At 40.8% G+C, this 16,092-nt stretch carries 16 protein-coding genes; 12 read left to right on the forward strand and 4 right to left on the reverse strand.

Annotated features, from left to right (window positions below; translation table 11 throughout):
• The first annotated feature begins 22 nt into the window (after positions 1-22).
• Together gloB and CMT41_RS10840 are read left to right on the forward strand one after the other, a co-directional pair.
• On the forward strand, positions 23-820 hold the full coding sequence (gene gloB, locus CMT41_RS10835; RefSeq protein WP_058027265.1) for a hydroxyacylglutathione hydrolase: 798 nt from the start codon (positions 23-25) through the stop codon (positions 818-820).
• Positions 821-924: 104 nt separating this feature from the next.
• The gene (locus CMT41_RS10840) at positions 925-2,574 is read left to right on the forward strand and encodes a LysM peptidoglycan-binding domain-containing protein (RefSeq protein WP_058027266.1); all 1,650 of its coding nucleotides are present in this window, start codon (positions 925-927) and stop codon (positions 2,572-2,574) included.
• 62 nt (positions 2,575-2,636) lie between these two features.
• Here CMT41_RS10840 and CMT41_RS10845 read toward each other — a convergent pair whose 3' ends face one another.
• Positions 2,637-3,134 (reverse strand): hypothetical protein, encoded by a 498-nt coding sequence (locus tag CMT41_RS10845; protein ID WP_057181360.1) that lies wholly within the window; start codon positions 3,132-3,134, stop codon positions 2,637-2,639.
• A 564-nt stretch (positions 3,135-3,698) separates the two neighbouring features.
• On the opposite strand from CMT41_RS10845, the gene ccoN reads away from it, so the two are divergent.
• The 10 genes from ccoN to uspE all read left to right on the forward strand — a co-directional run bounded on the left by ccoN (position 3,699) and on the right by uspE (position 13,310).
• A complete protein-coding gene (gene ccoN, locus CMT41_RS10850; RefSeq protein WP_057181304.1) occupies positions 3,699-5,123 on the forward strand; it encodes a cytochrome-c oxidase, cbb3-type subunit I in 1,425 nt (474 codons plus the stop codon).
• A gap of 11 nt (positions 5,124-5,134) precedes the next feature.
• Positions 5,135-5,779 carry a cytochrome-c oxidase, cbb3-type subunit II gene (ccoO, locus tag CMT41_RS10855; RefSeq protein WP_057181305.1) on the forward strand — a complete coding sequence of 215 codons (645 nt, stop codon included), beginning with the start codon at positions 5,135-5,137 and terminating at the stop codon, positions 5,777-5,779.
• A gap of 11 nt (positions 5,780-5,790) precedes the next feature.
• Positions 5,791-5,994, forward strand: coding sequence for a CcoQ/FixQ family Cbb3-type cytochrome c oxidase assembly chaperone (locus CMT41_RS10860; protein ID WP_058027267.1), 204 nt, complete (start codon positions 5,791-5,793; stop codon positions 5,992-5,994).
• Positions 5,987-6,946, forward strand: coding sequence for a cytochrome-c oxidase, cbb3-type subunit III (gene ccoP / locus CMT41_RS10865; protein WP_058027268.1), 960 nt, complete (start codon positions 5,987-5,989; stop codon positions 6,944-6,946). The genes CMT41_RS10860 and ccoP overlap by 8 nt, the downstream gene beginning before the upstream one ends.
• A 162-nt stretch (positions 6,947-7,108) precedes the next feature.
• Positions 7,109-7,603 (forward strand): FixH family protein, encoded by a 495-nt coding sequence (locus tag CMT41_RS10870; RefSeq protein ID WP_057181308.1) that lies wholly within the window; start codon positions 7,109-7,111, stop codon positions 7,601-7,603.
• 365 nt (positions 7,604-7,968) lie between these two features.
• Entirely contained in the window at positions 7,969-10,446 is a 2,478-nt protein-coding gene (locus tag CMT41_RS10875; RefSeq protein WP_058027269.1) for a heavy metal translocating P-type ATPase, read from the forward strand.
• Positions 10,447-10,474: 28 nt separating this feature from the next.
• Complete coding sequence (gene ccoS, locus CMT41_RS10880) at positions 10,475-10,681, forward strand: cbb3-type cytochrome oxidase assembly protein CcoS (protein ID WP_438819290.1); 207 nt, start codon at positions 10,475-10,477, stop codon at positions 10,679-10,681.
• 3 nt (positions 10,682-10,684) lie between these two features.
• Positions 10,685-11,431 (forward strand): sulfite exporter TauE/SafE family protein, encoded by a 747-nt coding sequence (locus CMT41_RS10885; RefSeq protein ID WP_057181311.1) that lies wholly within the window; start codon positions 10,685-10,687, stop codon positions 11,429-11,431.
• Between the two features lie 53 nt (positions 11,432-11,484).
• A complete protein-coding gene (gene fnr, locus CMT41_RS10890; RefSeq protein WP_058027270.1) occupies positions 11,485-12,204 on the forward strand; it encodes a fumarate/nitrate reduction transcriptional regulator Fnr in 720 nt (239 codons plus the stop codon).
• Between the two features lie 158 nt (positions 12,205-12,362).
• A complete protein-coding gene (gene uspE / locus CMT41_RS10895; protein WP_058028212.1) occupies positions 12,363-13,310 on the forward strand; it encodes a universal stress protein UspE in 948 nt (315 codons plus the stop codon).
• Between the two features lie 88 nt (positions 13,311-13,398).
• Here uspE and CMT41_RS10900 read toward each other — a convergent pair whose 3' ends face one another.
• The 3 genes from CMT41_RS10900 to CMT41_RS10910 all read right to left on the reverse strand — a co-directional run bounded on the left by CMT41_RS10900 (position 13,399) and on the right by CMT41_RS10910 (position 15,937).
• The gene (locus tag CMT41_RS10900; protein ID WP_058027271.1) at positions 13,399-14,379 is read right to left on the reverse strand and encodes a biotin-dependent carboxyltransferase family protein; all 981 of its coding nucleotides are present in this window, start codon (positions 14,377-14,379) and stop codon (positions 13,399-13,401) included.
• Positions 14,380-14,458: 79 nt separating this feature from the next.
• On the reverse strand, positions 14,459-15,175 hold the full coding sequence (gene pxpB / locus CMT41_RS10905) for a 5-oxoprolinase subunit PxpB (RefSeq protein ID WP_058027272.1): 717 nt from the start codon (positions 15,173-15,175) through the stop codon (positions 14,459-14,461).
• 36 nt (positions 15,176-15,211) lie between these two features.
• The gene (locus CMT41_RS10910) at positions 15,212-15,937 is read right to left on the reverse strand and encodes a 5-oxoprolinase subunit PxpA (protein ID WP_083494359.1); all 726 of its coding nucleotides are present in this window, start codon (positions 15,935-15,937) and stop codon (positions 15,212-15,214) included.
• Between the last annotated feature and the right edge of the window lie 155 nt (positions 15,938-16,092).

Genomic DNA, 16,092 nt, shown 5'->3' on the forward strand with positions numbered 1-16,092 from the left:
CGAACTAAAGGTAAAATCTCATATGTCTAATACTCATCATATTGTTAGCGCAATAAAGGCCTTTAACGATAATTATATTTGGGCGCTAGCGAGTAAAAATAATGATAAAATTGCCCTAGTTGATCCCGGTGACGCTCTGGTATGTATTGAGTATTTACAAAAAAACAAGTTGGTTTTATCAGCCATTTTGATCACCCATCATCATCGCGATCATGTCGGTGGTATCGAAAAATTACTCGCTTATGCCAAAACTAAGGCATGGCCGGTGACTGTTTATGGCCCTGCTAATGAAAATATTGCTCAGCTCGATGTCACCCTTAAAGAAAACGATATCGTCACCTTAACCGAGCTCAATTGTCAGTTACACATACTCGACCTTCCCGGCCATACTAGCGGCCATATTGCTTATTACAATAATGACATGCTATTTTGTGGAGATACCTTGTTTTCAGGTGGCTGTGGACGATTATTTGAAGGCACAGCGGAGCAAATGCATAGCTCACTGACTAAATTAGCAAATTTACCCGGAAATACCCTAATTTACTGTGCCCATGAATATACTCAAGCAAACTTAGCCTTTGCCTTAGCTGTTGAACCCAGTAACAGCGACCTGCATACCTATGCAGAGCAGGTAAATTTAAAACGTCAGCAAAGCCAAGCAACTCTACCCAGTAATATAGCGTTAGAACGCCAAATCAATCCTTTTTTACGCTGTCATAAAGCTAGCATAAAATTAGCGGCACAAGCTTATACTAATCAAAGTCAAAGTAGCGACAGTGAAGTTTTTGCCGCTATTAGAGCGTGGAAAGATAATTTCTAGCGGCTTAGCTTATAGCAGAAGTAATTTACCGCCCAAGACTAGTTAGGTGAATTATGCTAGTCTGCTAAATCATTTTTATTTCCCGCTGATGTTACTGGTTATCCATGAAGTATTTATTATTACCTGCAATTGTTCTTTTAACTGGCTGTCAAAGCCTTTCCCCAAGTGATGTTAATGCCAATAATGACTCCGTTGTTAACACCCATCTTGAAGCGGCAAATTCCGTAGAAATCAATCAAGCACTGTTAGCCGACGAAAATATTGATGTTATCCACCCCATTGCTGATGTAGACATCGTTTTAACAGACAAAGACAGTGTTGAACAGCATAACCTTTGGTCACGCATTCGCAACCAGCTAAGCTTTGATATTCCTGAAGAGAAACGCCTTATAGCGCAGCGTAATTGGTATGTTAACCACCCAAGTTACCTGAAACGTGTCGCTAAACGCGCCGAGCCCTTTCTTTATTATATTGTTGAAGAATTAGAAAAAAATGATATGCCCATTGAATTTGCTTTATTACCCGTGGTTGAAAGTGCCTTTGACCCTTTTGCCTATTCTCACGGCAGGGCTTCAGGTATGTGGCAATTTGTCCCTGGCACGGGTGAACGCTTTGGCATGAAACAAAACTGGTGGTATGACGGCAGGCGAGACATTGTCGCCTCGACCGAGGGTGCCATTAAATACCTTAAATATTTGCATAAATTTTTCGATGGCGACTGGATGTTAGCACTGGCCGCTTATAACTCAGGTGAAGGTCGAGTCAGGAATGCCGTTAGAAAAAATAAACGTTTAGGTAAACCTACCGACTTTTGGTCGCTCGACTTACCAAAAGAAACTCGCGCTTATGTGCCCAAGTTATTGGCCTTAGCTGATATTATAAAACGCCCTAAAGATTTCAATTTATCACTTTACTCCATAGACAATAAAAGTGTTTTGACACAAGTTGATATTAAATCACAACTTGATTTAGCCAAAGCGGCCTCTTTGGCAGGTTTATCATTAGCAGAATTACAACGTTTAAATCCAGGTTTCAATCGTTGGGCTACGGATCCTGACGGACCACATAGGTTGTTATTACCCTCGCATACGGTAGAAAAATTTAAACTGGGCTTAAGTAAACTTAGTAAAAATGACCGTCTAGCTTGGCAACGTTATAAAATTAAAAACGGTGATACTTTAGGTGGTATTGCCAATAAATTTACTACTCGTGTTGATTTAATACAACAAGTTAATAATATTAACGGTAATCAAATTCGTGCCGGTAAGTATTTGCTTATTCCGGTAGCCGCGAAGTCACTCGACAGCTATGTGTTCTCACAAGCACAACGCATTGCAAAAAAACAAAACAGACCACAAAAAGGTCGTAAAATCGTCCATACGGTAAAATCTGGCGATAACCTGTGGGACATAGGCCGTAAATATAAAGTCAATAGCAAAAGTATTGCTACTTGGAATGGCTTTGCCCCAAGAGATACCTTAAAGCTAGGTCAAACATTAGTGATTTGGCAGAAGGATGCCAGTAACACCAAGACATCGAGCTATGCCAATAGTAAAATGGGTAACATAGTAGAAAATGCCATCATACGTAATATTACTTATAAGGTACGTCGGGGTGACTCTTTTGCTCGTATAGCGGATAAGTTTAATGTGCGTATCAGTGATATTGAACGGTGGAACAACCTTGATAGAAAAAAATATCTTCAGCCAGGTCAACGCTTAAAACTATCGGTTGATGTTACTAATAACATATAACGCGTAGCGGAATAACTTATCCCCCTTTGACGAAAAAGCGAGCAACTCGGCTCGCTTTTTCCTTATTGGCGCTGACTGATAAAGTCGACAAAAAATGTTTGCTCCTGCCCCTTTAACTCTACCGTAAGCCATAAACGCCAAGCCATATGTTCATCACCACAACTGGCCAGTAAGCTTTGCGCTATAAATACCCCGGTGTTATCGGTTTGTTCAAAAAAAACTGGCACCTTGCCCATAAACATTTCCTTACCCTCTAAATAAGCTGAAATGTGAGTTATGTTTTGCTTAGTAACTTGTTGGGGCTGAGCTAATCCAGCGAGTTCAGTTAACTCAGCCAATTCAATAACAAAAGGTAATTCAGTTTTAATCTTATCGGCTAACTGCGGTTGCGAAAATTTAATGGTAAAATCAGCCAACTCTGTCTTGATTTGGCATTGACTCTGACTAGTAATGCATAATGGCGCTAAGGTATGCAGACTATCAGCCAAACCCTGTTCACTTACTGGTTTACAAGCACTAATGAGGTATAAAAAACCGATCAGGGGGAGTTGTTTGAACACGTTATAGCCTACCTTCTGTGAAAAAAAGCTATTATCTACTAACGTCAGTAAACTAGCCACTATTAGTCTTAGCGGGTTGAGCTTAATGCGGAACATCATTCATCAAAGCAACGCACTAAAGCGATTAATAGTCACCTTGCTAACTATTAATCGCTTACCCGCACTGTTAATTTATTGAGAAACGTCTATAAATAAGGTTATTCCGGTGCGTGGCAATGTTGGTGAATTGATAAAAAGTCAGCCACATTGAATTTTTTTTAACTCATTGAGCTTACTATTGTATTTTTATTGTTCAGTTAATATCCAGCCAAAATTAAAGGGTAATTATCATTTGTTGATCTACATCAAATTTAAACGCGCATAGTTGTTGATTTATAGCCTCGCCAAAGGTTAAAATTACCGGGATTTCGACACATTTGCTTACAGCGATGCGACATATCTCACGGCTCAATGAGCAAACACATAGAATTAGTATAAATTGTGTCCTATATCTAAGACTTTTACGTTTAGGTATTACAGCAAGAAATACTTTCTGATTAATAATAACACTGCGGAATTCTTAACATGACCACAAGTAATACGTCAGCAGTAGACTACAACTTCGATGTTGTACGTCAGTTTACTGTAATGACTGTAATCTGGGGAATCTTTGGTACACTTGTAGGTGTACTTATCGCGGCACAATTAATTTGGCCTGCGTTAAACTTTGATACACCTTGGTTAACCTACTCCCGTCTTCGTCCACTTCATACTAATGTTGTAATTTTTGCATTTGGTACAAGTGCTTTATTTGCCACATCTTATTACGTTGTCCAGCGTACCTGCCAAACACGACTGTTTGGTGGTAAGTTAGTGGCGTTTACCTTCTGGGGCTGGCAAGCAGTCATTGTAGCCGCAGTTATAACCTTACCTTTAGGTTATACCTCTTCAAAAGAATACGCTGAGATGGAATGGCCAATTGATATTCTTCTTGCCGTGGTGTGGATTAGTTATGCTATTGTGTTTTTTGGCACACTGGTCAAACGTAAAGTTTCACATATTTACGTAGCTAACTGGTTCTTTGGTGCCTTTATTCTTGTTATTATGGTATTGCATATTGGTAACAGTATGGCGATACCTATTTCAGCAATGAAATCCTACTCCATTTATTCTGGTGCCATTGATGCCATGATGCAGTGGTGGTATGGACATAATGCCGTTGGTTTCTTATTGACTGCCGGTTTCTTAGGTATGATGTATTACTTCGTCCCAAAACAAGCAGAGCGTCCAGTCTATTCTTATCGCTTATCCATTGTGCATTTTTGGGCGTTAATCTCGCTTTATATTTGGGCTGGCCCGCATCACTTACATTACACAGCATTACCTGACTGGGTACAAACCGTTGGTATGACCATGTCTATCGTATTATTTCTGCCTTCATGGGGCGGCATGATTAACGGTATTATGACGTTATCGGGTGCTTGGCATAAACTTCGTACTGACCCTATTTTACGTTTCTTAATTGTTTCTTTATCTTTCTATGGTATGTCTACCTTCGAAGGACCTATGATGGCAATTAAATCAGTCAATGCTTTATCTCATTATACTGACTGGACTATTGGCCACGTTCATTCTGGTGCTCTAGGTTGGGTTGCTATGATTTCAATTGGTGCCATGTACCATTTAATACCGATATTATTTAATCAAGGACGTATGTACAGCATTCGTATGATTAACGTACATTTTTGGTTACACACCTCGGGTGTTATTCTTTACATTGTCGCTATGTGGATCTCAGGTGTCATGCAAGGGTTAATGTGGAGAGCAGTTAATACCGACGGCACCTTAACGTACAGTTTTGTCGAAAGTTTAACCGCATCATACCCCTTCTATTTTATTCGTTTCATTGGTGGTGTGTTAGTCGTGTCTGGCTTTATCTTAATGGGCTACAACATGTTGAAAACCATTTATGCGAAAGACGGAAGTCTGCAGCCTGTTGAAGAAACATAAGGAGAACAAAGATGAAAAACATACATGAAAAAGTTGAAAAGAATGTTGGCTTGTTCTTTCTATTTACAGTAATGGCTATCAGTATTGGTGGTTTAGTCGAAATAACCCCCTTATTTTTTCAAAAAGAGCTAGCACAACCGGTTGATAACTTAAAACCTTATACTGCCTTGCAAATGGAAGGACGTGACATTTATATTCGTGATGGTTGTCACGTATGTCATAGCCAAATGATTCGTCCATTTAGAGCAGAAACAGAGCGTTACGGTCACTATAGTGTTGCGGGTGAACACGTTTGGGAACATCCATTCTTATGGGGTTCAAAACGTACTGGCCCTGATCTAGCACGTGTTGGTGGCCGTTACAGTGACGATTGGCATCGAGCACATTTATTAGACCCTCGTTCGGTTGTACCTGAGTCTAATATGCCCTCGTTTAAATGGTTAGCTGAGAATATCCTTGATGGTGAATTAACGGGTAAGAAACTAGCTACCTTTAATTGGTTAACAAAAAACCGTAGTCATAAAGACGAAAATGGCAAAGCAATTCCGCTTTATACTCAAGCAGAAATTGATGGCGCTAAAGATGCGGTTAAAGGTAAAACAGAAATGGAAGCCTTGATTGCTTACTTGCAATCACTTGGCCATGCATTAAAGTAGCGGGAGTAATAATGGATTACGGAACACTTAGAGGGCTTGTTGCCCTCCTTATATTTGCCTTGTTTATAATTATTGTGCTGTGGAGTTATTCAAAAAAACGCAGTGCTGCATTTGAAGATATTGCTAATTCTATTTTTGAAGAAGATGAACTAAGCAAAAAAATAAAACAAAGCCATCTTGATACAAATAACAACCAGGAGACTAATAATGTCTAGCTTCTGGAACATATGGATTTGGGTGCTTACCCTAGGCTCACTAGTAGGTTGCTTTTTACTACTACGCTGGTGCTTAAATGACCATACTGGTGTTAAAGAAGGTGAGTCTATGGGGCACTCCTTTGATGGCATAGAAGAATTAAATAATCCACTACCAAAATGGTGGAGCACGTTTTTCTTATGTACCATTGTTTGGGCCTTTGGTTACCTGTCACTTTATGGCTTAGGCGGCTGGGGTGGACTTTTAGGTTGGAAAAGCTCGAACCAGGGCATACTAAGCCTAGCTGAATCAAAAGCCAAAACTGTCGCAAGCTTAGCTGAAGGCTCTGCGTTCTTGGTGCAATATGACCGTGAAATGGCTCAAGCAGATGCTAAGTATGGTCCAATTTTTGCTGCTTACGCTGCGCGTAGCATTGAAGATTTAGCCACTGATGAACAAGCATTAAAAGTAGGCCAACGCATATTTATTCAAAACTGTTCGCAATGTCACGGCTCTGATGCTCATGGTACGACAGGCTTCCCTAACCTAGCGGATAAAGACTGGTTATACGGCGGCAGTCCTGCAACCATTAAAGAAAGCATTATGAATGGTCGTAAATCATCTGGCATGATGGCTTGGCTAGGCGCATTAGGCGGCGAGCAAGGTGTTAAAGAAGTTGCAGCTTACGTTATTAGTTTAAGTGGCCGCTCTGTTGATCCTGAATTAGCGAAAGCGGGTCAAGGTAAATTTGCTTTATGTGCTGGTTGTCATGGCACTGAAGGCAAAGGTAACATAGCATTAGGAGCACCAAATTTAACCGATAACATCTGGTTATACGGTGGCTCCAAACGGGTAATTGAAGAGTCTATCCGTAATGGTCGTGCAGGTGTTATGCCAGCATGGAAAGACATTCTTGGTGAAGAAAAAGTTCACCTAGTGAGTGCCTATGTTTATAGTCTTTCTCAAGATTAGCCTATAGTGCTGCGCGGTTGAAACCACGCCTACTAAAACGCCCTTGGTTACACATTGTAACCAAGGGTTTTTTTATGCCTTTAACCGAGGAGAAAACTAGCTGCAAGTTGATAAAAAAGGTATAATCACCCCCCATATTCTACTGTTAAAATAAGCTATTTTATGAAAACCTCTTGGTACCGCGAGCCTTGGGCTTGGTTCATTTTTTTTCTTCCTTGTACTGCTGTTGTAGCAGGTATTACTACCTATTTCATTGCCAATACAAATCCCGATACCTTAGTCATTGGTGATTATTATAAAAAAGGCAAAGCCATCAACTTAGAAGTTGGCAAAGTAAAAATGGCGCAAAAATTGGGTATGCGTTTTGCGCTGCAGTTAAAGGATAATGAGTTAATAATTAAACCAACGGGTATTGAAAAATCTTTTCCTTTACTCAATGTGACTTTTTTTCACCCTACCCTTGAAGACAGAGATTTTTATCTGGCGCTAACACAAGATGGTAATGGTTATTTCAGACACCACTTTGAGCAAGCGGTTACTGGCAAGTGGAAACTCACTATTAGTCCCTTTGAAGGTCATTGGAAAATTCAAGATACCATTAGCTTACCACAAAGTGATTTTATCGATTTAATTCCAAATCCAATTAAAGCTCAGTAAAAGCTCAATACGTTAAACGCCTCTATACCCGATACCATTCAAGATGCATGTTTCAGAGTGCTTGAGCAATGTCAATTCAAGGCGCTGTGATGAAATAATGGTTGTTCCATTATAAAATCACAGCAACGATGAAGTGATGTTGCTCAAACGCTTCTTCGATGGGTTTAAAAAGACTTTATACCGCGTTAAATAATAAAACCATAGAGTGACTATGCTTACATTATTTTCCTTGCCTAAAGTCCTTTTAATTCCCACTGAAATCCTGCACTTTGATTGGTAACGGGTATAAACATAGCAACATTAAATTATTATAGTGAGCGCCTTATCGCTCACTATTTTATTCCCAGCCCTTAAGAAAGTAAGCCATGACTAGCCAATGTTTTCACTGCAATGAAGAAATTCCCTCGGGTATTAAGCTGTTTGTTACCATCAATAACACAGCAAAAATAATGTGTTGTGTGGGATGCCAAGCGGTAGCTCAAACCATTGTTGATAATGGCTTAACGCAATATTATGCCGTAAGAACTGAACCGGCGCATAAAAGCCAAGCTTTAGTGCCTGAACAATTGCAAAAACATAAGTTACTTGATGAAGCGGTATTGCAAAGTGAGTTTGTTTTTCAAGGTGATAGTCAAGATAAAGAAAGTAAAGAGGCGATACTAAGCATTGATGGCATGAGTTGCGCCGCCTGTGCTTGGCTTATCGAGATGAAGCTGGGTAAATTAACCGGTTTACTTAGTATTAACGTGAATGCGACGACCCAAAGAGCCACGGTAAAATGGCGTGATAGTGCGATAAAATTAAGTACTATTTTATTAGCTATCGACAATGTTGGCTACCAAGCACTGCCTTTTAAAGCCAATGATGCGGAATTAAGCAATAAAAAACAAAGTAAAGATTTTATTAGACGCTTGGGTATTAGCGGTATTTTAATGATGCAGATCATGATGATAGCCTTTGGTCTTTATTTTGGTGCCTTTACAGATATGACTGAACACAATAAAGTCTATTTACGCTGGGTCAGCTTTATATTGGCTACGCCTATTATTTTTTATGGTGCCTGGCCCTTCTATATCGGGGCAATAAAAGCCCTGAAAACAAAGCGTTTATCCATGGATGTACCCGTCTCTATTGCCATTATTTTAGCCTTTACCGCCAGTGCTTGGGCAACGATTACCCAGCAAGGTGAAGTGTACTTTGAGTCTGTTGCCATGTTCACTTTTCTTCTGCTTATTGGTAAATTCTTAGAATTTAGAGCGCGTGCGCACGCCGCGCAAGTCTCGGCTAACTTATTAAAATTAATGCCGATGACGGCAACCAAAGTCATCGCGGTGAGCGATAACGTCGACCTAGATACGCCAAGCAAAGAGACTCACCACAAAGAAGTATTAGTAGCAGCAAAACAGTTGCTTAAAGGCGATATCGTTATTATAAAACCCGGTGAAGTAGTCCCAGCTGATGGTGTTATTACCTCAGGCGTTAGCCAATTAAATGAGGCCATGCTCTCGGGCGAGCAATTACCTATTAGTAAAACAATAAATGACCGTGTTTTCGCTGGTACACTCAACGGTGACGGCAATATTACCGTACAAGTGCAACAAGCGACTAGCCAATCATTTTTGAGCCAACTGATTCGTTTAAGTGAGCAATCACAAGCGCACAAACCCAAAATAGCCCAGTTATCGGATAAAATAGCTCAGTACTTTATTGCCCTTATTCTATTAACCTCCATTGCTACGGCGATTTATTGGCAGCAACACCTGCCAGAAGAAGCCTTTTGGATTACCCTTTCCGTTTTAGTGGCTACCTGCCCTTGCGCACTTTCTTTAGCAACACCTACCGGATTAACGTGTGCCACTACGCGGTTAAATCGCGCTGGCATTATGATTAAAGGTGGTCATGTTATGGAGACCATGCCAAAAATAAATTGTTTTGCTTTTGATAAAACCGGTACCTTGACCACAGGTGAATTTACCATTCACCTGGTTGAGTTAATTGATAACGATGCAAGTATTACTGGCTCAAACTACAGCCAAGCGCAAGTACTCGCCATTGCCGCAGCATTAGAAGCGCACTCTGAGCACCCTATTGCCAAGCCTTTTGCCGAACATAGAGATTACAGTCTAACGGCGAAGCAGGTAAAAGTTCATTCTGGTCAAGGTGTTAGCGGTATTATTGATAACATTGACTATGCCATTGGTAAACGCTCCTGGTTAGAGAAAAACGCTGTGCTGGATCATAGTCATACACCATCATTTAATGGTACCCGCTGCCTGTTAATGGCTAATAAAAAGATTATTGCCGCTTTTTACTTAATTGATAAAGTTCGTGATGAAGCCTTTGCCACCATATCTAGCTTAAACAAAGACAACAAAACTTTATTGTTATCGGGTGATGGCCAAGTAGCATGTGACAATTTAGCGAAAATACTCCCCCTTAATACAGTCTTGGGCGGCTTAAGTGCCCAAGATAAAATGCAGCAAATTAAATATGCCCAAGAGCAAGGTTTTAACGTCGCTATGATTGGGGATGGTGTTAACGATTCACCGGTATTTGGCGCGGCTCATATATCTATTGCCATGGGCTGTGGTGCAGATATTACTAAAAGTGGCGCAGATGTGATATTGCTTAATAACAAACTAAGCAGTATCAATACCTTGATAGAAGTGTCTCGCCGAACGCGTCGAATAATCTTCCAAAATTACTTATGGGCCTTTGGTTATAATGCTATGGTATTACCCTTAGCTGTGGCCGGTTATATAACACCTTATATGGCAGTAATTGGCATGTCGGCCAGCTCGATTCTAGTGATTAGTAATTCATTACGTATACTTAAACAGTAAATTAAACGGTAAATTAACAATGAGCATTATGTATATTTTAATCCCAGTCGCCGTTATGTTAACCGCTTTAGCGATTTACCTATTTTTCTGGGCAGTGAAGGCTGAACAATTTGACGACCTTGAGAAACAAGGCATGAGTATTCTTTTTGATGAAAAACAACAGCCAAAAAGTAATAAAGAAAGGCCAGAGGATGAAATAGCCAGCAGTGCCAGAGCACAGAAAAGTCTCAAATAACTAATGAGTTTAGATCTGTTTTCCGCTTTTATCATCGGTTTACTCGGCTCTGGTCACTGCTTGGCTATGTGTGGTGGCATTACCACTATGCTGACCTCGGCTATCAAACCGACTCACTTAGCAAGGGCTAAAAACACTAGCCCAGGCGATATACCTGTTACGGTAAACCTTGCACCGTCCAACTGCTCCCCAGCAACATCTCGTTTGAATTTAGTCTTTTTCTACCATATCGGACGTATTGCCAGTTATTGTTTAATTGGCGCGATTGTCGGTTTTACTGGCTCAATTGCCGCTAAGAATATTGGCGTACCTATTGCTGGCTTGCGTTTACTTGCCGCTGTCTTCCTTATTTTATTGGGTTTATATATCGGACAATGGCTTTTATGGCTTAACCGCATTGAATCACTGGGTAAAGGTTTGTGGGGGTTTATATCGCCACTTGCCAAACATGTGATCCCTGTTGATAATAGTAAAAAAGCACTGGGCTTAGGCGCTTTATGGGGCTGGTTACCTTGTGGCTTAGTCTATTCGACCCTAACGTGGGCACTCGCTAGCGGTAGTAGCCTAACAGGCGCAGCAATTATGCTTTTTTTCGGTTTAGGCACTTTACCGGCCTTAGTAGCATTATCACTGGGGATCGGTAGCATAAAAAAACTACTAGTCAACCACATTTTTAGGAAAATCATGGCAATTTCACTTATTGGCTATGGCTGCTATAGTTTTATTGTTGCATATCAACTTATGTTCTAATAACATAGACTTGCCTTATTTTAGTGTAACTAGTTAGATCACAGAGTAATAACATGCCCAATATAAATTGTCCTTCGACACAACATATCAATTGTCAAAACTGTAGTATTAGTGAGCTATGTTTACCCTTTTCTCTCAATGATAAAGAACTTGATACCCTTGACGGAATTATTGACCGTAAACGTCCGGTTCATAAAGGCGATAAAATTTTTCATGATGGTCAAAAATTTAATGCCTTATATGCCATACGTTCAGGTACATTCAAAACGTTTACCGTTAATAAACAAGGCGAAGAGCAAATTACTGGCTTTCATTTAGCGGGTGATTTACTTGGCTTTGATGCCATCGCTGAAGATTCTCACCCAAGTTTTGCCCAAGCGCTAGAAACCTCAATGGTCTGTGAAATTCCATATACTCAGTTAGATGTATTATCTGATACTATGCCTAAGCTGAAAAAACAGGTGTTACGTTTGATGAGTAACGAAATTAAAACTGATCAGCAAATGCTTACCCTGCTTAATAGAAAAAATGCCGAACAACGTGTCGCCACCTTCATCGTCAGCTTAAGTGAGCGCTACCATGCCCGTGGCCTATCAGCGACAGAGTTTCGTTTGACCATGACCCGTAGTGACATTGGCAATTATATTGGTTTAACCGTGGAAACGGTTAGCCGCTTATTTAATCGCTTCCATAAAAGTGCTTTAATTAAAGTCGATGGTAAATTAATTACCATCTTAGATACCGACAAACTCTGTGAGACAGCCGCGCTCTAACCCCCCTCAACTAGTTTCTTGCTCTTGGTTTTATATATTCCTAAAGATAATAAAACCAAAGAAAATTAAACTTGATTTAAAACAAGCATTAATTTGTCAACTTTGCTATAAATAAGCTAACGTTGCTGAACTTACCCTTTATTTTGCCAGAGGTTGCCATGGACATGTATCAAAATATCCTTGTTGTGATTGATCCGACAACAGAAGAACAAAAAGCACTTAAAAGAGCCATAGACCTTGCTGAAAGAATTCACACGGCTCGCCCTGATCAGCAAATAAATATTACCGCTTTTTTTAGTATTTTTGATTTTTCTTATGAGATGACCACTATTTTATCCAGTGTCGACCGAGATAACATGCGCCAAATGGTTATTAAAGAAAGACAAGTATGGCTAGATGACATTATCTTAGCAACAAATTGCAAAATGAAGATTACCAGCCAAGTGGTTTGGCATAACCGACCTTTTGAAGCCATTATCAAGCAAGTTATTGCACATAATTATGATTTAGTGATTAAAGGCACACACCAACATGATAAGTTCAAATCGGTGGTATTCACCCCAACCGATTGGCATATATTGAGAAAATGTCCTTGCCCAGTGTTACTCGTTAAAGAGCACGAGTGGCCTCTACAAGGCAATATATTAGCGGCGGTTAATGTTGGTAGTGATGAAACTGAACACTTATCTTTAAATAATACCATAACCACACAAGCAAAAAATCTTGCCCAGTTAATTACCGCCAATGTGCACTTAGTGAACTCCTACCCTGGTACCCCAGTCAATATTGCTATTGAAATCCCAGAGTTTGATGCCAGTGAATACAACAGTACCATGCAAGCACACCATCAAGAAGCGATGAGACAGCACGCAAATAGCTTTGACATTCCCTTGGCTAACACTTATGTTGAAGAAGGTTTGCCCGAAAGCGTTATTGAGCAAGTAGCGTTAAAAATTGATGCTGAATTAGTTATCTTAGGCACTGTTGGTCGTACTGGCATCTCTGCCGCGCTGATTGGTAATACGGCCGAGCATGTTATCGACCAGTTAAACTGTGATGTACTGGCCCTCAAACCTGATGGTTATGTGTCACCACTGGCTGATTAAACGGCCCCCGCAAACGAAAAACTTAAATAAACGGCAAAACTACCTCAGTGTTGCCGTTTTGTCTTTTAAATATTGTTAATGCCGCTAGTTATAAGTGAATAAGCTGCGCTTGTTTAAGGCGACTTAAGTTAAGGTGAAATAAGTTATCTGCTTGTGACATGGAGATAGCCTCAAAGTGCACACTATCACCTTGGCGTAATTGCGAAAGCTTGGCACAATCGGATGAAATAACTGCACCAATTTTAGGATAGCCGCCAATAGTTTGTCTGTCATTCAGTAACACTATGGGCTGACCATCTGCCGGTATTTGCACGGCGCCATAACAAATGCCTTCCGATAATATACCATTAATATCTGCCTTTATCGCTCGCCCTTGCAAACGATAACCCATACGGTCCCAGTGTTTACTCACTTGATAGTCATTAGCAAAGAACAGCCTTTTCTCTATCGCGGAGAAGTGTTGCTGCTGATAACTGAGTACCGTGTGTAATAGCACCTCATTGGCATAGTGGGGTTGTCGAGACTCAGGTAGCATTAAGTGTTTTCGCAGATAACCTCCTCTCGACACAACATGGCAAGGTAATACCTCATTAACGGCGATTTTAGCCCCCTTTAAGCCGCCGACCGACTCTCGACAAACGGTGGCTGTGCTACCAAAACTGGCTTTAATGACAAAGCCACCCGCTACCGCTAAATAGCAACGTACACCAACAGACGCAAACCCCAAGCAAACACTATCACCGGCTTTAACAAGGAAGCTTTGCCAAAGTGTTTTTGCGCGGCCGTTGACGGTTAGCGGCATGGGTGCACCGGTAACCGCAATAATACAATCGACTTGTGCTATTAACTGTAAACCACCTAAACTAATTTCAATAACGGTCGCATTAAGTGCATTACCACATAAGCTATTGGCCCAATAAAAAGCTAAGGAGTCTGCCGGGCCGCCGTTGGTTAGTCCTAAATTAAAGGCGCCAAAACGGCCTGCATCTTGAACTAAGCTCAACACCCCGGCATTAGTGACTAAAAAACCTAACGGGTTAATAGCCGCTTTAGTTAGTACTTTACTCATAAGGCTATAACCTTCATCCCCGTACTCACCTGCCCTCGTTTAAGCTTATTTAAGTGGCTATTGATTACCGTCCCAAACATCAAGATAATTTCCCGCCTTGGTTAAGATACAGCTGTCTATCAATGGCGATAAACTTTACCCTATCGCCTACTGCGAGTGGCATTATCGGCTTTGCTTGCGGATTAAACATATCAACAGGACATAAACCTATAATATTCCAACCACCGGGAGATTGGGCTGGATAAACCGCTGTTTGTCTATCCGCAATAGCGACCGCGCCTTTGGGTACTTTTAATCTTGGTGTCGTTAGCCTTGGCATAGCAATACGCTCATCAACTTCACCTAAATAAGCAAAACCTGGGGCAAAACCTATGGCATAAACACGATACTCTTGCCCTTGATGTAAAGCGATAACTTGCTCGACACTCAGCTTGGCGTGTTTAGCAATGCGCACTAAATCCATGCCTGATTCGAGCGAATAATAACAAGGTAGCTCAATTAACCTGCCCAGCTTACTGTTGGCTAGGTTACATTGCTTTAATAGTTCTTGCAGCTGGTTACGTAAATGGTGATGGTCAATTTTAACTAAATCGAATACCACTAAAATAGAGGCATATGAAGGGATAAGATCAACAATCACTGCTGATAGATGTTGCCGAATAAGCTGCTCTGCTTGCTGAACTTTACGGTTGATTTCAGCAGAAACAACAAGCGAATTCTGCTCACGGGGTGAGAAATAAAGTATCAGAGCATTTTCACCGGCAACGTCGAGGTGAATAGTATCGTTAATTTTCATCGGCGGTAAGTATCATTAGTCTTAACTACCATGATATCAGCTCAGTAAAGCTTTAATGTCGCTAATGGCTTGCACCCCGGCAAGGTTATCTCCATGCACACATAAGCTATCGACGTTCAGTGCAAGTACCTTACCTGATACAGTAGTGATTGTGCCCTGTTCAACTAGTTGCTTAACTTGCGCCAACATGGCAGCTTTATTTAACACGGCACCCGCATGGCTGCGTGCTAGTAACTTGCCTTCATCGTCATAACAGCGGTCGGCAAAGGCTTCTGCGTATACTGAGATGCCAAACGTATTAGCTTGTGTTTTAAACGCCGCCAACTCGGGCGTAGCTTGTAACATCAGAGTGAGTTGCTGTGGATATTGACTTAAGGCCATTAAAATAGCGGTAAATACTGCCGGCTTTTCCATCATATCGTTATAAAGCGCACCATGTGGTTTTACATAATCTATCGACAGTCCTTGTGCCCTTGCCATACCGTCTAATGCCGCTACTTGATAGTGGATTAGGGCAATAATTTCCTCGGTTGAGCAAACCATAGCACGTCGGCCAAAACCTACTAAATCAGGGTAGCTAGGATGTGCACCGACACTCACTTGCTGTTGTTTTGCTAAGGCCAATGTTTTTTGCATTACTAACGGGTCGCCGCCATGAAAACCGCAGGCAATATTTGCTTGGTCAATATGGGGCATGACTTCATCATCGAGTCCCATGGTCCAAGCTCCAAAACTCTCCCCTAAATCACAGTTTAATTTCATCTTCATCAACATTTACACCTACTAAGATAATTTATCTTAACCAACTAATCTAATCGAACTTATTGTTATAAAAGATTATATACCTAAAGCAAGTGGTTAAAATAGTAACTTATTAATAGTGTTCATTTCAAAATAAAAAAGCCGACCAGTGAACA

It is taken from the genome of Colwellia sp. MT41 (genome assembly GCF_001444365.1).
In the GTDB taxonomy this organism is placed as follows: Bacteria; Pseudomonadota; Gammaproteobacteria; order Enterobacterales; family Alteromonadaceae; genus Colwellia; species Colwellia marinimaniae.